Source organism: Flavitalea flava (assembly GCF_054461575.1).
In genome coordinates this window covers 64,525-86,485 of the sequence record NZ_JBTLQH010000025.1, presented here as the reverse complement: position 1 = coordinate 86,485, position 21,961 = coordinate 64,525, and the positions used below count along the sequence as shown (strand labels likewise).

At 44.0% G+C, this 21,961-nt stretch carries 20 protein-coding genes and 1 tRNA gene; 6 read left to right on the top strand and 15 right to left on the bottom strand.

Going from position 1 to position 21,961, the window contains the following annotated elements; translation table 11 throughout:
- Positions 1–13 precede the first annotated feature (13 nt).
- The 4 genes from ACX0G9_RS20400 to ACX0G9_RS20385 form a co-directional block, all read right to left on the bottom strand.
- Positions 14–1,033: a homocysteine S-methyltransferase family protein gene (locus ACX0G9_RS20400; RefSeq protein ID WP_459066797.1), complete on the bottom strand. Its 1,020-nt coding sequence runs from the start codon at positions 1,031–1,033 to the stop codon at positions 14–16.
- A gap of 357 nt (positions 1,034–1,390) precedes the next feature.
- Positions 1,391–2,011 carry a recombination mediator RecR gene (gene recR / locus ACX0G9_RS20395; protein ID WP_459066796.1) on the bottom strand — a complete coding sequence of 207 codons (621 nt, stop codon included), beginning with the start codon at positions 2,009–2,011 and terminating at the stop codon, positions 1,391–1,393.
- Between the two features lie 27 nt (positions 2,012–2,038).
- Complete coding sequence (locus ACX0G9_RS20390) at positions 2,039–3,496, bottom strand: Ig-like domain-containing domain (RefSeq protein ID WP_459066795.1); 1,458 nt, start codon at positions 3,494–3,496, stop codon at positions 2,039–2,041.
- Between the two features lie 110 nt (positions 3,497–3,606).
- The gene (locus ACX0G9_RS20385) at positions 3,607–6,783 is read right to left on the bottom strand and encodes an ATP-dependent helicase (RefSeq protein ID WP_459066794.1); all 3,177 of its coding nucleotides are present in this window, start codon (positions 6,781–6,783) and stop codon (positions 3,607–3,609) included.
- A gap of 393 nt (positions 6,784–7,176) precedes the next feature.
- Here ACX0G9_RS20385 and ACX0G9_RS20380 point away from each other — a divergent pair, with 393 nt between their 5' ends.
- The 4 genes from ACX0G9_RS20380 (at position 7,177) to ACX0G9_RS20365 (ending at position 11,850) form a co-directional block, all read left to right on the top strand.
- Positions 7,177–8,538, top strand: a complete 1,362-nt coding sequence (locus ACX0G9_RS20380) for a sigma-54-dependent transcriptional regulator (protein ID WP_459066793.1) — start codon at positions 7,177–7,179, stop codon at positions 8,536–8,538.
- Between the two features lie 26 nt (positions 8,539–8,564).
- Positions 8,565–11,084 carry a response regulator gene (locus ACX0G9_RS20375; RefSeq protein WP_459066792.1) on the top strand — a complete coding sequence of 840 codons (2,520 nt, stop codon included), beginning with the start codon at positions 8,565–8,567 and terminating at the stop codon, positions 11,082–11,084.
- 154 nt (positions 11,085–11,238) lie between these two features.
- Positions 11,239–11,634: a response regulator gene (locus tag ACX0G9_RS20370; protein WP_459066791.1), complete on the top strand. Its 396-nt coding sequence runs from the start codon at positions 11,239–11,241 to the stop codon at positions 11,632–11,634.
- A 39-nt stretch (positions 11,635–11,673) separates the two neighbouring features.
- On the top strand, positions 11,674–11,850 hold the full coding sequence (locus tag ACX0G9_RS20365; protein ID WP_459066790.1) for a hypothetical protein: 177 nt from the start codon (positions 11,674–11,676) through the stop codon (positions 11,848–11,850).
- Positions 11,851–11,856: 6 nt separating this feature from the next.
- On the opposite strand, the gene ACX0G9_RS20360 is transcribed toward ACX0G9_RS20365, so the two are convergent.
- Positions 11,857–12,507: a tetratricopeptide repeat protein gene (locus ACX0G9_RS20360; protein ID WP_459066789.1), complete on the bottom strand. Its 651-nt coding sequence runs from the start codon at positions 12,505–12,507 to the stop codon at positions 11,857–11,859.
- Positions 12,508–12,555: 48 nt separating this feature from the next.
- Positions 12,556–13,023 carry a VOC family protein gene (locus tag ACX0G9_RS20355; protein ID WP_459066788.1) on the bottom strand — a complete coding sequence of 156 codons (468 nt, stop codon included), beginning with the start codon at positions 13,021–13,023 and terminating at the stop codon, positions 12,556–12,558.
- 164 nt (positions 13,024–13,187) lie between these two features.
- Between ACX0G9_RS20355 and ACX0G9_RS20350 the strand changes: the two genes are divergently transcribed.
- A tRNA-Arg gene (locus ACX0G9_RS20350) sits at positions 13,188–13,262 on the top strand.
- 179 nt (positions 13,263–13,441) lie between these two features.
- On the opposite strand, the gene ACX0G9_RS20345 is transcribed toward ACX0G9_RS20350, so the two are convergent.
- Positions 13,442–13,666 (bottom strand): helix-turn-helix transcriptional regulator, encoded by a 225-nt coding sequence (locus tag ACX0G9_RS20345; protein ID WP_459066828.1) that lies wholly within the window; start codon positions 13,664–13,666, stop codon positions 13,442–13,444.
- Between the two features lie 700 nt (positions 13,667–14,366).
- On the opposite strand from ACX0G9_RS20345, the gene ACX0G9_RS20340 reads away from it, so the two are divergent.
- Positions 14,367–14,888 carry a hypothetical protein gene (locus ACX0G9_RS20340; RefSeq protein WP_459066787.1) on the top strand — a complete coding sequence of 174 codons (522 nt, stop codon included), beginning with the start codon at positions 14,367–14,369 and terminating at the stop codon, positions 14,886–14,888.
- A gap of 20 nt (positions 14,889–14,908) precedes the next feature.
- Here ACX0G9_RS20340 and ACX0G9_RS20335 read toward each other — a convergent pair whose 3' ends face one another.
- From ACX0G9_RS20335 to ACX0G9_RS20300, 8 genes are all read right to left on the bottom strand, one after another.
- The gene (locus ACX0G9_RS20335) at positions 14,909–15,229 is read right to left on the bottom strand and encodes a terminase gpP N-terminus-related DNA-binding protein (RefSeq protein WP_459066786.1); all 321 of its coding nucleotides are present in this window, start codon (positions 15,227–15,229) and stop codon (positions 14,909–14,911) included.
- Between the two features lie 177 nt (positions 15,230–15,406).
- Positions 15,407–15,712 carry a helix-turn-helix domain-containing protein gene (locus ACX0G9_RS20330; protein ID WP_459066785.1) on the bottom strand — a complete coding sequence of 102 codons (306 nt, stop codon included), beginning with the start codon at positions 15,710–15,712 and terminating at the stop codon, positions 15,407–15,409.
- Positions 15,675–17,123: a hypothetical protein gene (locus tag ACX0G9_RS20325; RefSeq protein WP_459066784.1), complete on the bottom strand. Its 1,449-nt coding sequence runs from the start codon at positions 17,121–17,123 to the stop codon at positions 15,675–15,677. The genes ACX0G9_RS20330 and ACX0G9_RS20325 overlap by 38 nt, the downstream gene beginning before the upstream one ends.
- 359 nt (positions 17,124–17,482) lie before the next feature.
- The gene (locus tag ACX0G9_RS20320; protein ID WP_459066783.1) at positions 17,483–17,794 is read right to left on the bottom strand and encodes a helix-turn-helix domain-containing protein; all 312 of its coding nucleotides are present in this window, start codon (positions 17,792–17,794) and stop codon (positions 17,483–17,485) included.
- A 145-nt stretch (positions 17,795–17,939) separates the two neighbouring features.
- On the bottom strand, positions 17,940–18,863 hold the full coding sequence (locus ACX0G9_RS20315; protein ID WP_459066782.1) for a hypothetical protein: 924 nt from the start codon (positions 18,861–18,863) through the stop codon (positions 17,940–17,942).
- An 8-nt stretch (positions 18,864–18,871) separates the two neighbouring features.
- Positions 18,872–20,122 carry a tyrosine-type recombinase/integrase gene (locus ACX0G9_RS20310; RefSeq protein WP_459066781.1) on the bottom strand — a complete coding sequence of 417 codons (1,251 nt, stop codon included), beginning with the start codon at positions 20,120–20,122 and terminating at the stop codon, positions 18,872–18,874.
- Between the two features lie 304 nt (positions 20,123–20,426).
- The gene (locus tag ACX0G9_RS20305; RefSeq protein WP_459066780.1) at positions 20,427–20,645 is read right to left on the bottom strand and encodes a hypothetical protein; all 219 of its coding nucleotides are present in this window, start codon (positions 20,643–20,645) and stop codon (positions 20,427–20,429) included.
- A 144-nt stretch (positions 20,646–20,789) separates the two neighbouring features.
- Positions 20,790–21,737, bottom strand: coding sequence for a hypothetical protein (locus ACX0G9_RS20300; RefSeq protein ID WP_459066779.1), 948 nt, complete (start codon positions 21,735–21,737; stop codon positions 20,790–20,792).
- Between the last annotated feature and the right edge of the window lie 224 nt (positions 21,738–21,961).

Below are 21,961 nucleotides of genomic sequence, written 5' to 3'. Positions count from 1 at the left end.
TTTATGTTTTGGTTTATCCCACCAGTTCTTTTTCAACGACAGGTAATTGTCTGGGTTTTAATTTAGCTACATGTTCAGCAATGTGCTGTATATGATCCGGAGTGGTACCGCAGCATCCTCCCACGATATTCACCCAGCCGTTGGCGGCCCATTCTTCGATAAAATGAGCGGTTTCTTCCGGTTGCTCGTCGTATTCTCCCATGGCATTCGGAAGACCGGCATTGGGATAAGCGGAAGTAAAACAGGCAGAGATCTGGCTGAGCTCTTCGATATGGGAACGCATTTCTGCGGCGCCCAGGGCACAGTTCAGACCGATGCTCAGCGGGCGGGCATGCATGACGGAAACATAAAATGCTTCCAGGGTCTGCCCGCTCAGCGTGCGGCCGCTGGCGTCGGTAATCGTTCCGCTGATAAGGATCGGCAATTCTTTCTGCTTTGAATCACGGAAAAACTTTTTAATGGCGAAGATGGCGGCTTTGGCATTCAGGGTATCGAAGATGGTTTCGATCAGTAACAAATCTGCTCCTCCTTCCACCAATCCTTTGATCTGCTCATAATAGGCAGAAACCACTTCGTCAAAGCTTACTGCCCGGAATCCCGGGTTATTCACATCGGGCGAAAGAGATAAGGTTTTATTCATGGGCCCGATTGCTCCTGCTACGAAGCGGGGTTTATCGGGGTTACGGGCGGTAAAATCGGCAGCGGCCTTTTTGGCGATCCTGGCAGCGGCCACATTTATTTCAAAGGCCAGTGCTTCCATATGGTAATCGGCCATAGAGATCACCTGGGAGTTGAACGTATTGGTCTCGATGATGTCGGCCCCAGCCTCCAGGTATTGCCGGTGGATCCCTTCGATGATCTCAGGTTGGGTCAGGCATAAAAGATCATTGTTACCTTTCAGATCGGAAGCCCAGTCCTTAAAACGTTCACCCCGGTAATCCTTTTCTTCCAGTTTATGCCGTTGGATCATAGTTCCCATTGCTCCATCTATGATCAGTATCCTTTCTTTCAGACAATCTTGTATTGTTTTCATAATACCCTCCTCCCCGGACCGGGGATTTTATTTATAAATTCCGGTAAGATCAACAGACAAGATCCTTACCTGCTTGTTGGTGTCCTGCAAACGTCCGCGTGGAAAAAAAATTTTGGAAACTGCCATTAACGAGGGAAATAACCGGAAGGAACCGTATAAGAGGATTATTTCAGACGTTTATTAGTTCAGTTTTTGCTATTCACTTCTTCCGAAGCGTTTTACCGGGCCAGGCTGAACAATAAACAAATCCGCCTTGGTCCGATAGGCAAATATACATAAAAACCTTGGTTGGACAATTATCAGGTCGGTGTGCCAACAGTACCGGTTACCGGTCATTTCCTTATAAGGGACTGGCTTTTAACGGTTGGTCCGGTAGTTTTCCACCGGAAGCCGGTTCGTAATGGAACGGGCCAGGGTCATCTCATCGGCATATTCCAGTTCACCCCCAAAGGCGATACCCCTGGCGATCGTGGTCGATTTGACCCCGTTACCCTGTAGTTTTTTCTGGATATAATAGATGGTGGTATCTCCCTGAATAGTTGGATTGAGCGCGAAAATAAGTTCCTGCGTATGTTCTTTTTGTACCCGGCTGACCAGGGCCTCTATATTCAACTGATCGGGGCCGATCCCATCGAGCGGCGAGATGACCCCACCCAGCACATGATAGGTTCCGCTATATTGCTGGGTGCTTTCAATAGCAATCACTTCGCGGATGGTTTCGACCACGCAGATGAGCTCTTGTTTGCGCATGGAGTTGGAGCAAATGGAACAGATATCCGCATCGGATACATTATAACAGCGCTGGCAGAATTTAATATCCTGCCGCATACGGATCAGGGTCTCTCCAAAACCCTGGACGGCGGACGGGTCCATTTTCAGCAGGTGTAATACCAGTCTGAGTGCCGTCTTTTTTCCTATGCCCGGAAGTTTGGCAAATTCATTGACGGCGTTCTCTAATAACGCGGAGGAGAATTCCATGATGCAAAGATACGACAAGGGCTGCAGCTATAGGGTAATGTCTACATCATTATCCCAATTGGCTTTGACAACGAATTTTTTTCGTAAGGGAGTTACCTTTTCGGGCTGAAGATGTTTATCGAAGAATTCCCCCGGATCCCAGACTCCGTTCTTATTGCCATCATACAGGACGCGCAATTCATATTCCCCCGGCGGGAAGAGCTGAACCCTGAATTCCCTTTTATTAACAAAAGGGTAGGAGAATTTTACGACGTCCTGTACTACAAACTGAAGGACAGGGATTTTGGAAAGATCCAGATTGGAGATACGCACGCGCACTTCTCCGTAATCGATGTCCTTTTTCGTCTGAAAGTTGATCGTGTCGATCTTCAGCAGTTTTCTTCCTGCCGAATCCTGGGCGAAGTCTTTGGCGGCGATCAGATGGAATTTGGTATCAGTTGGCCAGGTATAGGCCAGGGTAAATCGTTTGTTGGTGGAATCTGCGCTGAATTGATATGTTCCGGCAGCAATATCCACGAAATCACCATCTGTGAACCTGATCTTCGAGGTATCGAAGACTTTGAGGGAACTGGTAAACTGAAGGCGAAAGGTATCTAAAATATCGAATTCTCCATTGGTGATGTTCACCTGGAACTGCAATCTTTTGTCCTTTTCTTTTTCTTTGTCCGATGGTTTGGAGGTTGCGGGTTTACCTGTGCCCGTACTGTTTTTGGCGGTGGTCGACGGTTTTTTGATATCCGGCGCGGCTTCTGTATAAGCATACAGGGTGACCGGGGGCGTTTGCCGGCTGATGACGACCGGTGAGTCGGCAAAGGCGAATAACTGCCCCTTGGATAAATAACGTCGGGTATTTCCTTCATCTTTTAAGGCAAACAGGTAATAAGTCCCGGGTTCCAGGAAATGAAACCTGAAACGGCCGGTGGTATCCACCTTAGCGATATAGCGGGGGCGTTCTTTAATGACGGCGGAATCATCATGGCTGCGGTGCAGCATAACGATAAGGGTGCTGTCGACCTTGCCGGTGGAAGCAATGATCACATTACCGGAAAATTGAGAAGAATCTATATAATTACCCGTGGTGAAGACATAGGTGAAATTCTTCAATATATTCCCCTCATTCACATCCCGGATGGAATTGCCGAAGTCCAGTGAATAGGTCGTATTCGGTTGTAAGGTATCTTTTATCCGGACAGTGAGGGTTCGGAGCTTGGCATCCACGATCGGATCCACTTTTGGAAGAGGGGATACGATGAGATTCTGCAAAAGTTCCTTTGCCTCGATATATTCATTAAAGTTGAAAACGATTTTGTTGCCGGTGAAATGGCGGGTGGAATCGCGCGGGGCCACTACCAGTAACCTGGGAGGCAGCGTATCCCGGGGACCGCCCAGCGGCGGTACGATATTGGCGCAGCCGGAAATATTAATGGCTCCGGTTATCGTGAGGGAAAAAAGGATAAAAAAAAGAAGGCCGTTCTTGATCTTCATAAATTGACTTATCGGAGCTTATCAAAATAAATATCTGCAATATTAGGTCGTTTTCAGGGACCTGTCCCTTGAGATTCCCTAATAATCCCTTAAATCTGTCCCGGAGCTGCTCACTCTACTTCTTCATCCTGGTTGATCTCGTGTAAGGCAATGGCGAGGTTATTTGTTTTTACAAAAGTACACCAATGGCAATCCGGCTTTCCGCAACCGGTATAGAATTCCCTGTTCTGTATCTTATTCCAGACCATGACGATCTGTTCAGTTACGGTGGTGATGTCCTCAGGGGTGATCAGTATTTTAATCTTCCGGTATTCCTTTTTTTTGTCGGGTTCGACAAAATCAAATTCAGTACTGGTAACCTTCCAATCCTTCTGTTCATAACTATCCACCAATATTTTGTAGAAGACAGCCTGCCGCCAGTAATCTCCCCCATTCGGTTCTTTTTGATTGGGGGGATTCAGCTTTTCCCTTGCTTTATCCACGTCTCCGGTCTTGTAGTCAACCACATTCACTTCTTTACCCTGGAACTCCAGTTTATCCAGTTTGCCTTTCAGGGGAACTCCCCGGATGACTACATTTCGGATATTTCTCTCTACCGCTACGATCTTATTCCACACGGGGAGGTATTTGTCATAATAATTCGATAATACCTCCAGCCCATATTCCATCCGACGGGAAAAGGCCTCTTTGGTAAAGATTTCCCGGTGACGGTGCATATACCACTGAAAATCCTGCAGAAGCTCAGGTTTGGGCAAGAACTTTTCGGGACTGTTCGCCTTCATTTTTTCGAATAGCTTTTGCAGGGCATAATGCACGGCCGACCCGAATTCGGTAGCCTCATTCTTTGGAGAAGGGATCCGTACCAGGTTCTTATAATAAAACTCCAGGGGGCATTTGAGGTAATTGTTCAGGGCCGTTACGTTCATCACGAATTTTTCCAGCATGCGGCTGATAAAATCCTCTTCAGCTTTTCCGATCTCCGGCGCAATGGTTTCGCTGAAGGGCAGGGCTTCAAAGGTAGCCAGGGTTTCTTCAGGGATCAGGATCTTTTCTACGGGGAGTTCATGACGGTCCAGGATCTCTGCGATGAACATGGACGGCTCCAATTCCTTGCCATCGTTGCGGTAACGGGAATAGGAGATGAACAGATGCTGCTCCACCCTGGTCAGGGCAACATAAAAAAGACGGCGCAGTTCTTCTTCCTCCACGGATTTCGAATTGGCCTCTCCTGCCATGCCTTCACGGGAGGCGAAAAGATTTCCCGGGTATTTATAGCCGCTGCCGGGTTTGCGTTTCTTTTCCCAGGTCGTGGCATTGCAGCCGGCAAAAAAAACGTATTCGAATTCCAGGCCTTTTGATCCATGGGTGGTAAGCAGATTGACTGCTTTATCGCTGCCGGCGACCTTTACCAGGGGAAGGATGATGTTATTGTCCTTCATCAGATCGATCATCTGGACCAGCTTTTCCAGGTTCAGATCCGGATCGCGACGCGATTCCTCTTTCACAAAATCAAAAAGAGCGGTGAGCACCTGCATCAGCCAGATCTTATCAGGGCTCTCCAATATGGATCTCAGGATACCAGTATCCCGAATGCTGTTTTCAAAAAGGGTTTGCAGGGTAACATTCGACGCATCGCTGATAAGTTGTTCCAGGACATGGCTTGCTTTTTTCATCCCTTCCGGCAATCCGCTGTCAAAAAGATCCCTGGCAGGGCGGGTGGATTTCTCCAGGAGCAAACGCCGGAGCGAGGTGCGCTGGTCGCTGAATTGCCGTTCTGCCACTTCCACCGATAATTTGGCGATCTCGATGGGGGGGATGCCGAAAAAATCGAAATGCAGTATCTCGAACAGCATTTCATCACCGCCATAAGGGGCATCGTGTTCGGCAGCGAGATAACGAAGGAGCTGGAGGATCTTGCGGGCAAAAGGGATCTCCAGCAGATTCAGGCTTCGTTTACTGAACACGGGTATTTTCTTCAATTGAAGAAAAAGCGATAATTCTTCACCGTACTTATTTTCTTTATAGATAACGGCGATCCTTCCGGGAGGGACGCCTTCACCTACGAGTCTTTCTATCTGCAGGGTGATATCCGTCATTTCCTGCCTTGGGCTTTGATATTCCAGGAGGCGTGGCGGATCCTTGAACCTGCTGATAAGAGGATGGCTGGATATAAGGTGTTTGGAAAGCCCGGGGATCTGGTTGACCAGTCTTTCCCGGTTCTTATCGATAAGGGTCCTGGAAATATCCAGGATCGGCTGGGTAGACCGGTAATTATGGGTCAAAACGACAGTGAGCAGGTCCTTTTGATAATGGTTGGCGAAACCAAGCATATTCTCTACGTTAGCTCCCTGGAACCGGTAGATGCTTTGATCGTCATCGCCTACGACAAATACATTAGGTTGGTCCCAATAGTTGATGAGCAGGCTGACCAGCCTGTTCTGGGTTCCGCTGGTATCCTGGTATTCATCCACTAAAATGTACTGATATCGTTCCTGGTACCCGGAAAGAAGCTGTTTGTTTTCCTCAAAGACCCGGATCACCCAATTGATCATATCGTCAAAATCATAGCGGTTGCGGCGGCGCATCAATTCCTGGAAGGGCGTGAATTCGTTAACGGCGGCCAGCAATTTGTTCATTTTCTCCGTTTCTTCTGCGATCTTATCGGTCCGGAGATCTCCTTTCTTAAATTCCTTCGTAGCCCGTTTGGCGATATATTCTTCATTCTGTGGAAGCGTTGAAAGATATTCTTCAACTTTGGCTTCTATAAAATCCGGGGTCCAGCCTTCCCGTTTCATGGTAGAAAACAGGTTCTGCAGGTTGCCGATCTCGAAATACACATCACCACGGTATCTTTTAAGCGGATGGTTCTTGGGAAAGCCGTCGATCAGGGTTTTGAAAAGCTGGATCTTTTCCAGGTCAGAAATAGGATCGAGGGCCGTCTTTTCAAAAAGAGGAAGGTTCTCCTGTATGATATCGTTGCAAAAGGAGTGAAAAGTATGAATATTGACCTTATAAGCATCCGGACCTATAAAAGAAAGCAGACGCCTGCGCATGGCAATCGTGCCGGCATCCGTGTAAGTAAGACAAAGGATGTTTTCGGGACTGGTGTCCGTTTCCAGGAGTATTTTCCCGATCCGGGCCGCCAGGATCTGGGTTTTTCCCGTACCCGGCCCGGCGATCACCATAACGGGTCCTTCCGTAGTATTGACGGCAAGACGTTGTTGTTCATTGAGTTTCCGGTATTCATCCCGGAAATGCTGTTGGAGTTTCTCCCGGTTAATGGACATGGGCGTAAAGATAAGCTGCAGGGGCCGAGCTTCAATCGGTCGGCTTCTGATCTCCGGCTATAAAGCAATATACTTATTTTGGTCATAAGGCTATCTGATTAGTGAGAGGACATCCGGGGCTGGCCTGGTTAATATAAAAAAAATGAATACCTAAATAACTTTCAATCAGGTTATTGAAGAATTTGGCAGGACTTTTGCCGCATTCGTAAAAGCAGTTTTCCCCTCCTGAGCAGTGCCCGTTTTTTCCGGGTAAATACATGGAAACCCCTATTTTCTGTCTTTTGACGTCAACTAATTTTTAAAAAGGTGGTCGGGTATGTGGAAATTGTCTTAATATGGGAATAAATTAGCGCATTCTTCGTTTAATCCATATCCTATTATAAACTGGAAATAATGAAAAACCATCAGTCCTTTAAGGTATTTATCGTCGAAGATGATGTATGGTATGGCTCTATGCTTCAGCATTATCTCTCTCTCAACCCGGAATACGAAGTCAAACGTTTTGAATCGCCCCGTGATTTTTTTGCACAACTTCATGAGAACCCCGATGTGGTGACCCTGGATTATTCACTTCCTGACTGTGATGGGGCAGAGGTATTGAAAAAAATAAAGGAGCATAACCCGGATATCCGGGTGATTGTCATTTCCGGTCAGGAGGATGTGGCTACGGCGATCAACCTGTTAAAGAACGGGGCTTTCGAATATATCGTGAAAGATGATGAAACCAAGGACCGCCTGTGGAACAGTATTTTGCATTTACGGGAGATCAGCAACCTGAAGCAGGAAGTCGAAACCCTAAAGACCCAGGTGGGCCGAAAATACGATTTTTCCCAAATGATCATCGGTAAGAGCGATCCCATACAAAAAGTCTTTTCCCTTATTGAAAAAGCGGCAAAGACCAATATTACCGTGTCCGTTACAGGAGAAACAGGATCGGGTAAGGAGATGATCGGCAAAGCTATTCATTATAATTCCGAAAGACATAAACAGCCCTTTGTTGCCGTGAATGTGGCGGCTATTCCTAAAGATCTGATCGAAAGCGAACTGTTCGGTCATGAAAAAGGGGCGTTTACGGGTGCCGTTACCCGGCGGATCGGGAAATTCGAAGAGGCTGATAAAGGCACTTTATTCCTGGATGAGATCGGAGAACTCGATATCAATCTTCAGGCAAAATTATTGCGCGTACTTCAGGAAAGAGAGATAACCCGGATCGGTGGTAATGCGGTCACCAAGATCGATGTACGCATCGTGGTGGCCACCCATAAGAACCTGCTGGAGGAAGTAAAGAATAAGAATTTCAGGGAGGACCTTTATTATCGTTTGATCGGTTTGCCGATCCTGCTGCCGCCATTACGGGAAAGGGGCAACGATATTTTGATCCTTGCCAAACACTTTATCGATGGGTTCTGCAAAGAGAACAAAATTGAAAAGAAGACCCTTTCTGCCGATGCCCAGCAGAAACTGATGACCTATCCCTTTCCAGGGAATGTGCGTGAATTGAAGTCTGTGGTAGAGCTGGCCGTCGTCATGGCGGATGAGGAGTTGATCCAGCCGGAACATATAACCCTGAACTCCTCCACCAGTATTGCCGATCTGCTGAATAAGGATATGACGCTGAAGGAATACGAAATACAGATCCTTCAGCATCATTTGGACAAACATGAAAAGGACGTTTTGCTGGTAGCAAAAAAACTGGATGTCGGTAAATCCACTCTTTACCGCATGATCCAGAACGGTGAATTAAAGATGAAATAATCACATTCTTTTAACAATCTGGCTCTATGGACCCGGTACAGGAATTGGCTATTTTGAGGGGGCAGCTGGAGGCTGAAAAGCTCGGTCGGCTGAAGGCAGAGCATATGCTTGAGGAGAAGGTATCCGAGTTGGAGAATCTTCGTTCCCTGTCAGGCGACAGGAGCGGAGCCGGGGAAAAAAACCGGGAGCAGCGTGTTTTTTTTGAAGATATTTTAAATAAGACTCCGGCCGATATCATTGTCGCGGACCCTCAATACCGTTATCTATACCTGAATATCAGCGCCATCCCCGACCCGGCCTTACGGGCATGGATGATCGGCAAGACCAACGAAGAATTCTGTGCCTTTGCCGGAAGGGGAGAGAAAATTGCCGGGGACAGGAGGTTTGTATTTGAGAAAGCGTTGCTTTTGCGCGAGGTAATAGATTGGGAGGAGGAAATCGTGGATGGCCGGGGGGAAAAACAATATTATCTCCGGAAGATATACCCCGTGCTGGATGATAAGAGGGAGGTTTTATATGTGATCATTTACGCCTTCAGGATCACGGAAAGGAAGGTTTTTGAGGAACAGATGCGACGCAGCGAAAAAAGGTACCGGGATCTGTTCAATTACAGTCAGGCCCTGATCTGTACCCATGATATGACAGGCAGATTGCTCGCCGTCAATCCTGAAATTTCCAGGGTATTGGGTTTTACGGAAGAAGAGCTGCTTGGACGAAAGATCCAGGAATTCATTCCTCGTGCCCATCAGCGGGAATTCGCAGAAGAGTATGTTAAAGCTATTAAGCATAAAGAGGGGGGCGTCAGCGGGGTATTTTGTGTTTTGAATAAGAATGGTGAGAAGATCTATTTGCTGTATAAGAACTACCGGGTGGAAGAGCCCGGGCTTGAACCCTACGTAATCGGATTTTCCCAGGATATTACCAACCGGGTGAAGATGGAAAAGGAACTGCGGTTCGCCAAACAAATAACCGATGAAGGGGCGAAGGCAAAAGAGTCCTTTCTGGCGCATATGAGCCATGAGATCAGGACTCCGATGAGTGGTATCCTGGGGATCGCCAGTTTATTGCGAAAGACCAAACTGGATAACCAGCAACGGAACTATCTGCAGCTGATACAGGAGGCTGCCGGCAACCTGCTGGTGATTGTCAATGATATCCTGGATCTCGAAAAGATCATCGCCGGAAAGCTGCAATTGGAAAAGATCGCTTTTAAGATCGTGGATAAAATAGCCACGACGAGCCAATCCTTTATTTATAAAGCAGAAGAAAAGGAACTAGGTCTGATCTTTCAGAATTCCATTCCGGGCGGTTTAGTCGTAATGGGAGATCCTTACAGGCTGAGCCAGGTCCTGAACAATATTCTGAGCAATGCGCTGAAATTTACGGATCGGGGCCATATCAATATTTCCACAAGGATCTCCGAACAAGGGTCGGATATGGTGGTCATCGAAATTACGATCAGCGATACGGGTATCGGGATCAGCGAAGCCCGGCTCAAGACCATTTTTGAGCCTTTCGAACAGGCTGATGCAACGATCTCCCGCAAATACGGTGGTACAGGCCTTGGCCTGACCATCTGTAAGAATATGATCGAAATGCAGGATGGAGAATTGCTGGTAAAAAGTGAAGAAGGCAAGGGATCGGCTTTTACGATCCGGATTCCTTATTATATAAGTATTGAAGCTATGCAGGAAAATGTTCCAAACGAGGAGATCGATTTTAAAAGCTTGGGATTCAAGAGGGTATTAGTCGCAGAGGATGTGGAGCTCAACCAGTATCTGGCCAGGCATATTCTTGAGTCCTGGGATTTTGAAGTGAAAATTGTAGCCAACGGCCGGGATGCGGTAGAACTATTGCAGCAGGAGCAGTTCGATTGTGTCCTTATGGACGTACAAATGCCGGAAATGGATGGGATAGAAGCGACCCAGCATATCCGGAAACTGGCCGATCCCGTAAAATCAGGCATCCCCATAATAGCCTTGACGGCCAACGCCCTTAAAGGCGATAGCGAAAAATACATCGCTGCCGGGATGTCCGATTACCTGGCCAAACCATTTGACGAAGAAAGTTTGTTTCTTGTCATATCCCGGAACCTTAAACGGGCGGCTTTGCAGGCTACTCAGACTTCTCCGCCTTCCCCGGACGAAATAAGACCAACTACACCCTTACCTAATCCAACGCTCATGTTACCTTTAATCCCCGGCGCTAAATTATACGATCTTTCTATGGTTGAATCCGTATCCGGAGGAGATCAAAGCTTTATCAAAAAAATGGTTTTGCTTTTTATAGAAACGGTCCCTCAGAACCTGGCTGATCTTAGAGGAGCTATGTTGGCGGGAAATTGGGATCAGGTCGGCAAAACTGCCCATAAATTAAAATCCACAGTAGACTCCATGGGCATTAAAACCATCCGGCAAGAGGTCAGAGCCGTGGAAGCTAATTCCAAACAGGGCCAATCCGTAGGAGAAATTCCTGCTCTGGTGGAAAGGGTTGAATGGGTGATCGGTCTTTGTATCGAGCAATTACAGGCCGAAATCCTTGAATAATCGGCCGGAATTCCCAAAAAAGACAGATAGTTTCCCAAAAAGAGAGGGTGTTAAACGGATAACAAAGCCCATTTCATTGATAGTCAGCTCTTTATTTTAGCTCTTTTTCTGGCACTATTTTGCAGGATGGTTGATGCACCATTAAGCTTTTACTATGGAATTAGCCCATCAGCCTGTAATTTTTGTTGTCGAGGATAACCTGATCTATCAAAGCCTTATCGCTAAGGAATTGGAATCTGTCAGCAATGAAATACATTTTTATACGAACGGAGAATCCTGCCTGGATGAGCTGGATAAGAATCCTGCTGTTATCGTCCTGGATTACAACCTTGATGGCGAAATGAATGGATTGGATACCCTGCAAAAGGTCCGCAATATTAACCCCGATGTATATGTGATCCTTTTCTCCAGTCAGAAGGGATTAAATACCAAAGAGATCCTATTACAATACGGAAGTTTTGACTTCCTGGAAAAGAACAGCTTGTCCCTGCGTACATTGCGCCAGATGGTCGATTGCGTCACCTCTTCGTCCGGAAGAGCAGTCAATTGACCCTAAACTTTTGTTCGCCTGGCTGGTTATTCAAAAGACATGGCCGTTCATTCCCTGCAGAAAATACAAAGGATCCCCGCTTCACTGGACAAGGTCTGGGATTTTTTTACGGATCCTTCCAAACTCCCCCTTATAACTCCCCCGGATATGAATTTCCGGATCATATCCTCCGGGTACCGTTACCAAAAGGTAGAGGAGTTCTTCCCGCTGAAGTAAAATCCATTAACCCGGAATGCGGGAAATGTATTTTTCGATCTGTTTGATCTGGTCGACGATCTGAGGGGTGGTAGCTTTCAGGGCCTTGGCCTTTCTGAAAAAATCCTTGGCTGCGCGGAACTCCCTTTTGGTCATCATGATAGAACAAAGCTGGAGAAAGGCAGCGGCTTGGTTTTCCTTATCGGGAAGGCCTTTTCGGAGGGCTTGCCGGATATAACTTTCTGCCTGACGAATATCGTTCTTCTGCATAAAGAGCATACCCATTTGTAAAAGGCTCGCTCCTTCTGCCTCTTTCATCGGCATTCCCAGATCCAGCCCTTTTTTCATATTCAACTCAGCCCCTGCGAAATCCTGTTTCATCATGGCAATATTGCCCTTCAGGGTGAAATAAACCGAACGGATAGGTTTGTACAGCAGGTTGGGGAATTTGACGGAAGCCAAAACCTTTTCAGCGGCTTCGAGATTGCCACTTTCCATATGTTCCTGAATCAATCTCAGGGGGCCAAAAAAGAAGTAGCCGAACAAGAGGATCAGGGTAATGAGGTAAGGCAGGAAAGCGGGCCAGAAGCCTGCATAAACGTTGGTAAAAATGCCAAGGGCCAACAGGGCTATGGCTATATAAAGACGGTATTTAATGACAATATTATAAAACTTCATAAACCAATATTATAAGGAGTGCAAATATAGGTTTATACCGGCAATGCATCAGAATTTATCGTCATTCACCTCGATCCAGTACCCTTCCGGATCCTGCAGATAGACCTGTTTGATCCCATCCGGCCTGACCTGGGGGTCCTTGGTATTTCCCGCCCAATTGCCGTATTTGATATGGGCTTCATCCAGGTGCCGGGTAAAAACCGCCAGCGAGGGCACGCTAAAGGCAAGATGTATATTGATATCGTGAGCTACAGGCTCTTTTGCTCCCGAAACGACATGTAATTGGGAGTGATCACCCACCTTAAACCAGACATGTTTGTTATCATGGAAGGGTTCGTCGATTTTTTTTAATTGCAGCACATTTTCATAAAAATCCGCGCTTTTGGCCAGATCCACCACATATATAGTGGTATGGCTGAAATGGGGACCCTGCGAACTTGCTGAAAGGGAACACATTACGGAAGCGGACAATACGAGGAGGAGTGCTGAAAGGCGGGCCATTGCTGGTCTGTGCATAAGGAATATTTACTGTCGATGAAAGTAAGGAATTACCGGCATAATGTATTATTTTTGCGCCCCAAACTATTGATGCTTTGGCATCCAGGCTGAAGGCCCGACAATAGATGGTTTGCCTGAAAGGAATTACATTTCCGAATTATGACTTTCCGGCAAAAACAAATGGTCCCGTAGTTCAATGGATAGAATAGAAGTTTCCTAAACTTTAGATGCAGGTTCGATTCCTGCCGGGACCACCACCTGACCGCCTCAAGTAATTGATTTACAATTGTTTGAGGTATTTTTATTTACTCCTTGTTGTCGTTTTTGTTGTCGAAAAAATTGATTTGCTCCCTTTGAGAAGATTACGACCGGTGTGTGCTTTTAGCTAAGTAGTGATTTAGTTTGAGCCTACCCTATTCTTTCAGGTGTCAATACATCACTTCTGCTTTTGAATAGGCTTAATTTCCTTTTTTGCATTGAAGAGATCAAAAATTTCAACGTCCAAAAACTGACTGATTTTGTAAAAAGTCGGGATAGGAGGTTGATTGCGGTTCGAACACCAAGTACTTACCGTTGTGTCGTGAACCTGTAAATGTTCGGCCAATGACTTTACGGTTCTCCCTTTCCTAGCCAAAACCTCTTTGATTCGGTTATAAGTCATTTTTTGATCCATACATTTATTAATTCCTCAAACAAATATATGGATCACTAATGTATTCATTTTCAGGGTTATCTGTGAAATGAGCAAAGTAAACTTTGATTATTTCATTTAAAACTGTGAAATGATCATAGTTATATTATTTTTTTCTATATTTTTAGATTTCATTTATTGAATTTCTGGTTAAGGCTCTGATTGGCTGTAATGCTCGTGATTAGGCGTGCATAGTGCTAATATCGTATTTTTGCGACCTTCTATAATTGAAGGCTTCGCTATAAGTCTGGCTTGGAAGAAACGACCAATTTCACGGAACAATGAAAATTTTTCCGGCAAAAGAAGCGCAGATGATAGCAAAGCCCACACCATACTATTTCAGGATATGGGGTGGGCCTCTATCAGCTTACTTGCTTCGGGCGCTTGGTCGTGCCCTTCCAACGTAAGACGGGGCCTGCCCTTTATTATTTTCTCCCTCCCAGGTCCTTCCTTACACAGACTCCAAACATAAGGGAGTATGCTAAACATCGCAATAATTTCCGGCTTAATTGGCGGGTTACTTTCAGTGCATAATTGCACAGGTGTAGATTCTTAAAAATAGTGATAACGGATATTATCACTACAACCTTTTGAATTAAGGTTTGGAATAACCCCTCTTGCTATTCCTGGCTGAGGTGTTTTTTAATCTAATTACTAAAAGCATGTATTAATGGGAGGCAAGTTCGAAAAAGCAAAACCGGTAAAGGATGAAATCAATAAAACTCTTAAACAAGAGTTTGGAATTTTCATTTGGCTGGTCCCAGCAAAACGATTTATTCGGACTACCCGGAAAGTTTCCTTGTCTTATCTTGAAAATCGACTAAATACGGGAGTAGATTCATTTATCGGTTCTCATATTCGGGACCTATCAAATTTTTTGAGCCTGTTAGAAACTATTGATGAAGAATTTTACGAAAAGTATTTCAACAAGGAAGGCAAGAAAACCTCAAAAGTCAAATATACTATTAGCCAAAACCTTCATGATGAATTTGAATATTTTGTAAATGTGGTTCCGGCCAACCGTTTTAATCGTAACACCCGAAATGTATTTCTATCCTACCTCAATGATAACTTAAAGGTGGGGCTAGATACTTTTTTGGATTCCTATATTCAGGACCTCAAAAATCTTTTTAGGTTATTAGAGGTAATAGATGAACAGTTTGACCAATCCCAGTTTGAGAACAAAAAATGACCCTTTCAATTTGGTTTTTTTTAACCCCTTTTGCCCTGGGACCCTTTCCGGCCTTCCCTTAGATAATAATAAACCGTGGTTTTACTTTTTTTGATCGTCTCCGCTATTTCCCTATAACTAAATCCTTGTTCAAATAACCGGGCAGTTTTTTGTTGTAAGGTGTCGGGGGAGGCCTTTTCCTTAAATTCGTATTCACTTGCCCAACGTTGGACCGTCCGGGGGGATACGTTAATCAATTTACCGGTTTCTTTGGCCGTTAAGCCCTTCAAATAGTAATGGTAGGCTCTAAGTACGCCCGGAGGCATTTTTTCGTCTTTACAGACTTGTATTGTCTTTGCCATGTGTTCAAACCAAAATTTAACTGAAATGAGCTTTTTTGTTTCGTAAATATGAACCGCCAAAATGCGCACTTTATTGAACTCTTTTTGAAGCATACCCCCGGTGGGTTAAATCGTTCTTTGCGCCTTCCTGCTCAGGGAAAACCCTTTGATCGGGCTATATCCTTACGGTCAAATAGGCTATTCATCTTTAGATAACTTGCTTATCGTTTTCTCGATTCCGCTCAGGGCATTAGCAAGATTATAAATGTCCATTGCGGGTGTCCCTTTGTCCTCATTTAAAGCAATCAATCTCTTTTGCATCCCCTTCCGAATGGTAAAATATAGTCCCATAGGTAAATCATTTGCCCATTTGCTGATTGTCGTTATGGATACGCCTAACGCTTTAGCAATATCCCTTTGTAACATTCCCCGACTTTTTAAAATGGCGAATTGTTTTTTATAACGTTCAATTTCGTGGGGGGTGTGAACTTTGTAATTTCTCATGATTTTGTTTTTTTGAATAATGGTTAATTTTTAGGTAAGTGCTTTCTTTCCGGTTTCCTGGGAGGATTTCAATTCGCTGTACACTATCCAACCATTCCCGGCAAATAGTTATCTCCCTGGGATGCAGGGTACAAGTAGCGTGACTGATTCCACGATAAACCGTAACTAAGCAGTTTCGCCTCATGGCCTGGGTAATCATCCGTTTCAAATCCCGCCGCCTATTGCTGTCCTTATTACGGCATTGTTTTGCCCTTTGCCCGTAAAGTAGTTCAGAACAAAAACGGCTATGGTTTTGCTGAATGGATATATCCCGCCCACACGAAATACAACTATGAGCCGTTTGTGCATTTTTCGCACAAAATATACGTTCACTGTTTATTCCCTTTTCTTCAATACAAAAACCTGTAAGGCGTTGAATAGAATTTGCAGGTCGATCAATCACTTTTTCCCTGATACATTCAAGCGGTGAAAAGGTGGGGATTTTATCCGCTTCCGAATTATTTACCTGCCGGTGAAAAGGTGGCGGGTTATGCGCTTCAAAACCGTATATAAATTGCCGGTTCCAGGTGTCAACTAAAAGGGGGGAAACGATCTCAGCAACTGGGTTACCGGCATAACGGGTAAACAACCCGGTCAGCTTCTTTCTATTATCCCTTAGCTGGTATTTATTCATTCCTTCCCAGCTTATCGGGTTACCTAGATAAAGCCATTGTTTTTGTTCCCGGTTGCTCATTCTGTTTAAATCGGCGGTCTTATCCGTCCAAATTATCCCATCAAGTAGACCGGTAAGCACCTGGGCAAGCGGGTATACTTTACTTTGATCGGTTAAATCATTCAGGGTAAAAAGGCCATACCCCTGTAGGTATCGCATTTTGTTAACCTTCACTTCGACTCGTAAAATATCGCCGCAATCCATCCCGCTTTGTTCTGCCTTGTCGTACAGTTTTACCTCATAGTCCCAAAGACAGCAAACCAGCCCTTTACGCTTGTTCCGCTTATGAATAGGCCGAAAGGCTTTATTTTTAAAACAAACGGCATTATTTAACACCCTGAGCGGTGGAAAGGGCAAAGGGACGTTTATCCCGATTTCGATACCGTGTATCTCCATTTCTCCCGGCTGTAGACCAAGAGCAAAGGAAAGACCGCTAACTACATTTTGTAGACCGGCAAAGGGGAAATCATTTGTATTATGGCTTCCTCCGTTGTGGTACTTGTGCAAACTGCCATTAATAGTAAGGCGGTGGCCGGTGGCCGCGGGTTTTAGTTCCAGGTTCAGCCCCCGGAAGGAGGTCCGGCGTATATCGTCTACCTTTTCCCCGGTCTGCTCATTTACGGTTACCTCCCAGCATGACAAGCCCGTTAAATGGGTATTACAAGGAGCGTAATAAGTAAGTTGGATACCGTCAATCATGGCCCTATTGTTTGTCCAGGTGGTTTTATTTGCTCAATAGGGTTTGTATCTCTTGCAAGGCATTGCCAAGGTATCGCCGGGCACAAGCGGCGGAGTTTAGCTTGCTGCCACGGCCCAGAATTGCCAATACCAATACTTCCTTCGCCATAGTTACATAACAATCTGCGGCCCATTCCCGGCGACCGTTACCAATTGTGCAGGGCGCGTATGCCCTTAGATTTGTAGGGAAAGTATGAAGGCATGTTATTGCCGTTGCTACTTGTGAACGGTGTTTTCTTTTTGAAAGGGCTATGAACAGGGACAGTTCATCTAGGGCGGTGATAATAGCCCCTTCCTTCCGGGTTAAAATCGTGGTTGAATTATACATGACTTACCTCCCTTTTACCGCCAGCAAGGACGGCGGCGGCTTTTACTTCACTTAGCAGGAACCGGGTCTTGTTGCCGATCTTGTACGGGGTAAGGATACCCACATTCATCCAGGAATGGACCGTAGGTAGGGAAATTTTAAATAGGTCGGCTACGTCCTGGCGGGTAATAAATGCGTCCGGGTTCTTTGGCGTGGATGATCCGTTAAACTTTGAGAATTTTTGGTCTAATAGGTCACTGAGGGCGTCTAGCAGTGAATTACTGGTGACGCTTTCTACATGTAAAATTTTTGATTGATTTTGCATAGCTGAAATGATTTTTATTTCTGCTGCAAAATGCAAAGGGCGTTAAATGGTAAGGAGGCATCAAGTGGGTAAAACCTTTTTACGAGTATTATATAAATGATTATCAGAGATATACATATAATAAATTAAGTTAGCAGTAAAGGGGTCAATGCCTTTTGTCATAGCCATTTTTTAAACTATCAAATTCACTAATAGCAAGTTTTAAGGCCTGTTTATTATCGCCTGTTCTAAGTAATTCAATGGCAATTTTTAGATTATTCACCTTGGAATTGTCGGCGTTCGCGTTGCCTGAAATTCCCATTCTCGCCTTTTCATCTTTCAATATTTTTAAGTAATGATTATATAAATCTTTTCCGCTATTGGGTGAGGTCTTTCCAAATTTTGCAGCCAATGGCCCGGCATTATTTGTTGTTACCGGCCCCGCACCACAACGGGCTAAATAATAGAAATACAAAGCAATTCCCCGTGTTGTGATTTCGGGTTTGAGTGGCTCACCGACCTGCAGTTGTATATTATTACTATTAATTTGTCTAAGGTCGTAGGTTGCAGCCGCAAGGATTTGAGAAAATTCATTTTTCGAATAATATTGAGGCGGATAATAGCCATTATCTGTAATTCCGTCCGAAGCATGTAGCAAATAATAAATCCTTTCATTTTCGCCCTCTATAGCACTGTATTCGGCAACTATTTGCTTAATACGAATTAAATCATTTACCTGCTTAATTTCCACTTCGCATTGGCTAATTAACTCCAAGTTTGGTTTTAATCGTATCTCTTTCGGAAGACCGAATTTTTCAAAATTTAAGGTTTCCCCATTAATTATAATTTGTGGGAAGGATGTAAATTGAGGGGTATTTTCCTTTTCCTTTTCTTTCTCTATGACCGATAACAAATACTCCTTTCGTTTGGCAAAATCCCTTATATCTCTTGCCTGATATATTTTTTTATTAAATGGCTTATCTTGAAATATTGGTCCTTGCGCTTCCTTCGTGGGGTCAGTGTCAGGTATCAGCTTAATTACCGTCTCCTTTGGCCTTATGATATCGGCAATCTTTTCAATATCTATCATTTTGGATACTATTTACTAGCGGTTAATTGCCGTTTTTTTTCTGTAGCTGTATGCCAATGTGTGCGCATTATTTCGGCATGTTCACTTCCCGATAACTTAATATATTTTAGGAAGGTACTTTCTTTCTTATGGCCGGTAATTTTCATTATAGTTTGTGCCGGAATACCGGCTTTATACATATTGGTAGCAAAGGACCGGCGAGCAGTATGGCTGCTTACCAATTGCCATTTTTCAAACACCTCTGTAATGCGCTGGCCTCCTTTAGTGGCTTGTATTTCCATCTGTTCACTTATTTTAGCCTCTTTGCATAGTTCCTTAACATACTCATTCAATTTCTGATCTGATATTTTCGGCGGGGGAATGCCATTGTATTTTTGCAATATCATTTCAACCGTCTCATGGATCGGAATTACAACCCGTTCTCCTGTTTTGGTCTCATGTAAATCCAGGTTTCCACTCTTAATATTGTGTATTTTAATGTTTGTAAAGTCACTTACCCTTAGCCCGGTGTAGCATCCGATTAAAAAAAGATCACGTATCCGGTCCAGCCGTTTATTCTCTGAAAGGTCCAGTTTGTAGAGGGCTTCTAATTCGCTTTCACTCAGGTAAACGGACGCCACGCTTTCTGAAATAACCTTAAAGTTTCTTTTTATCCGTTCAATATTCATTCCCCCTATTCCAGCTATTGCAGCCTCATTCAAAAAGACTTTGAGAATGGCAATAGTCTTGCCGACTGAATTTGTTTTCATCTTTTTTACCTGGGTCAGGTAATCTTTAAAATCGGTGTAGAAATCCGTGTCGATGATATTAAAATCAATGCGGCGGCGGGTTTCCTTTTCGAAGGCTCTAAGGTCAGAAACCGTTGTTTTATATTTGCGTATGGTAGGCATGGCTAAAAGTTTGCCGCTCCTACCTGTGCGCTTACCGGCATTAGTAATGAAATTGTCCAGGAATCCCCAAAAATGTTTATCCGGGGCATCATTTCGGCCTGTATGTTCATTTAACCGATCTCTTAATACTTCAACTGTTAAAGGGTCCTGGCATTCAATAGATAGGGCATAGAGCCGGGATACAGCCGCTTTTAAGTCTTTCAGGGTACGGTTAAAACTGTCCCGGTTTGGCTCTTGTATTACGTTCCTGATTTCCTGGGCTTTAATATTCCAATTTTTAGGTATTATGCTTAACCGGGTTGGGTAAACAAGCCGGTTGCCATTCCACCGGGCAATAAGATAAATTGCTTCCGGCTTTTCGCTTTTCATTCGTCTAAGGTTAAACTTTACCCGTATCATATTATCTTAATTGTATATTGAAGATAGTTAATATATAATACGGTTGTCGGTTTTGTTGTCGTTTTTTCTTAATCCATCTTAATTTATTGGAACCCTACTTAACTGAAATATAAAAGGAGAAATTTGTATAACCGTTATCTATATTGGCTTTGGTGGGACTCTGTAGGTGTTAGACGAAATAACAAATTAAGGGGTTGTCGGTCCTGCCGGGACCACACTTGATTGTAAGCCATTATATGGCATATTTTGCGGCAACCATTTATAAATAATCTTTCTAGTTGCTGGATTCTTCATTAAGGCGTTTACGCATTTCTTTCCTTTTCCCGTCCCAGTCTCCTACCGAACGTAACGGAATAGGTCCTTCAGACAAGTCCTTATAAAAATCGATCCAATCCCATGCTGAGCTTCCGTCATTAAGTTTTACTTCTGGCACCCAAACGTTGGATTCTTTATCAAAGTACATCGACCATTTACCATCTTTTTTGTCGGTCATATAACAATAGCCATAATATGCAAGTACTGAAGGAAATAGCGTGTCAAACAATCTATAGTTATCGCTGTTCCATTCAATAGCTTCATCAACTAAGTCGATTCCGGCGCTGTCAAATAAAAGCTGGGCTTTGTCGAAGTTTAATAATTAGGGTAGTGAGTCGATTAGTTGCGGAACAAAATCCGGGAATTTTTCTCCATACTTATCTGAAACTTTCTGATAAAAATGTTCCGATCTTACACCTAACTCCTTGAATTGTTCATAGGCCTTTTGTGCATCTCTTACTTGCTGTAATTTTTTATAGATACGCACGGTCAATATCTGCATTTTACTTCCTGCTCCGTTCTCTTGATCTACTTCGTTAACAAGGACATAATATCCTCTTTCAGATTTGTACAAATTTCCATAGAACTGTTCAACATAAACCTTCTTTTCGAAGAGAGTCAGCCGATGGTTCTTAACCAAATCGTTTATGTACTTTGGGTATAGAATCTGTCCATTGGTCTCGTAATCGAATAAGGCATCACCAGATGCTAATCTCTTCATTAAATATTCGTCATCCGTTGAGCCGTAAACCTGCTCCTGTATTGTAGAGTTTTCTGAAGACAAAGCCTTTAAGTTTTCGTATATGGTTGCTTTTTCCCGGTTTTGAGATTTGTCGAGAAGGAGAATTTGGCCTGTCGCTAACTCATAAACTTCAAAATAAAAATATTCAGGCATGTCACTTTTCAAACTGTCAAGTTTTTTAGGATGCTCATTTTTTAAGATATCATTCCCTTCTTTAACACTCATTTCAATTTTATAAGAGATATTCTTTTTGAGAAAACTTATATTATTCTTTACAAATCGCACTCTCACTAACTTTTTAAAATCATTAAGATCACCTATTAAGGCCGCTTGCCTGTCATAGAACTCGATAAGAATTTTTCCATTCGAAAGAACAAAAGTCCTTGCTGTCCATTGCTTGCGAAGGGAGTTATCCTGTTTGCCATTGAATTGTACTAAGAGTTGGTTCACTGCCGCTTTATTAAAAATTTCTACTTCAACTTGCCTTTTGTCAGGAGTACGGATTTTTATTTGTTGTGAATAGAGCATGGAGCTCGTCAGTGTTAAGAACAAAAGCAGTAACAGTCTCATGACTTTAGGGGATCAAATATTGTGGGATACAATATTACTATATTTCGCTGACTTTCAAATGAAAGGGTGGTAAATGACTCGAAATCAGTTAGTAACTGGTTAGATAATTCTCGGGTTAGCACCACAAATCTTCCGCCGGCAAACGTTTGGAGCATTTATTTCTGAAACCGGAATAATATATT

Excerpts from the sequence above, each read along its gene's own strand:
- ACX0G9_RS20400 (WP_459066797.1), bottom strand. The coding sequence starts at position 1,033 with ATGAAAACAATACAAGATTGTCTGAAAGAAAGGATACTGATCATAGAT.
- recR (WP_459066796.1), bottom strand. The coding sequence starts at position 2,011 with ATGGAATTCTCCTCCGCGTTATTAGAGAACGCCGTCAATGAATTTGCC.
- ACX0G9_RS20390 (WP_459066795.1), bottom strand. The coding sequence starts at position 3,496 with ATGAAGATCAAGAACGGCCTTCTTTTTTTTATCCTTTTTTCCCTCACG.
- ACX0G9_RS20385 (WP_459066794.1), bottom strand. The coding sequence starts at position 6,783 with ATGTCCATTAACCGGGAGAAACTCCAACAGCATTTCCGGGATGAATAC.
- ACX0G9_RS20380 (WP_459066793.1), top strand. The coding sequence starts at position 7,177 with ATGAAAAACCATCAGTCCTTTAAGGTATTTATCGTCGAAGATGATGTA.
- ACX0G9_RS20375 (WP_459066792.1), top strand. The coding sequence starts at position 8,565 with ATGGACCCGGTACAGGAATTGGCTATTTTGAGGGGGCAGCTGGAGGCT.
- ACX0G9_RS20370 (WP_459066791.1), top strand. The coding sequence starts at position 11,239 with ATGGAATTAGCCCATCAGCCTGTAATTTTTGTTGTCGAGGATAACCTG.
- ACX0G9_RS20365 (WP_459066790.1), top strand. The coding sequence starts at position 11,674 with ATGGCCGTTCATTCCCTGCAGAAAATACAAAGGATCCCCGCTTCACTG.
- ACX0G9_RS20360 (WP_459066789.1), bottom strand. The coding sequence starts at position 12,507 with ATGAAGTTTTATAATATTGTCATTAAATACCGTCTTTATATAGCCATA.
- ACX0G9_RS20355 (WP_459066788.1), bottom strand. The coding sequence starts at position 13,023 with ATGCACAGACCAGCAATGGCCCGCCTTTCAGCACTCCTCCTCGTATTG.
- ACX0G9_RS20345 (WP_459066828.1), bottom strand. The coding sequence starts at position 13,666 with ATGACTTATAACCGAATCAAAGAGGTTTTGGCTAGGAAAGGGAGAACC.
- ACX0G9_RS20340 (WP_459066787.1), top strand. The coding sequence starts at position 14,367 with ATGGGAGGCAAGTTCGAAAAAGCAAAACCGGTAAAGGATGAAATCAAT.
- ACX0G9_RS20335 (WP_459066786.1), bottom strand. The coding sequence starts at position 15,229 with ATGGCAAAGACAATACAAGTCTGTAAAGACGAAAAAATGCCTCCGGGC.
- ACX0G9_RS20330 (WP_459066785.1), bottom strand. The coding sequence starts at position 15,712 with ATGAGAAATTACAAAGTTCACACCCCCCACGAAATTGAACGTTATAAA.
- ACX0G9_RS20325 (WP_459066784.1), bottom strand. The coding sequence starts at position 17,123 with ATGATTGACGGTATCCAACTTACTTATTACGCTCCTTGTAATACCCAT.
- ACX0G9_RS20320 (WP_459066783.1), bottom strand. The coding sequence starts at position 17,794 with ATGCAAAATCAATCAAAAATTTTACATGTAGAAAGCGTCACCAGTAAT.
- ACX0G9_RS20315 (WP_459066782.1), bottom strand. The coding sequence starts at position 18,863 with ATGATAGATATTGAAAAGATTGCCGATATCATAAGGCCAAAGGAGACG.
- ACX0G9_RS20310 (WP_459066781.1), bottom strand. The coding sequence starts at position 20,122 with ATGAAAAGCGAAAAGCCGGAAGCAATTTATCTTATTGCCCGGTGGAAT.
- ACX0G9_RS20305 (WP_459066780.1), bottom strand. The coding sequence starts at position 20,645 with ATGACCGACAAAAAAGATGGTAAATGGTCGATGTACTTTGATAAAGAA.
- ACX0G9_RS20300 (WP_459066779.1), bottom strand. The coding sequence starts at position 21,737 with ATGCTCTATTCACAACAAATAAAAATCCGTACTCCTGACAAAAGGCAA.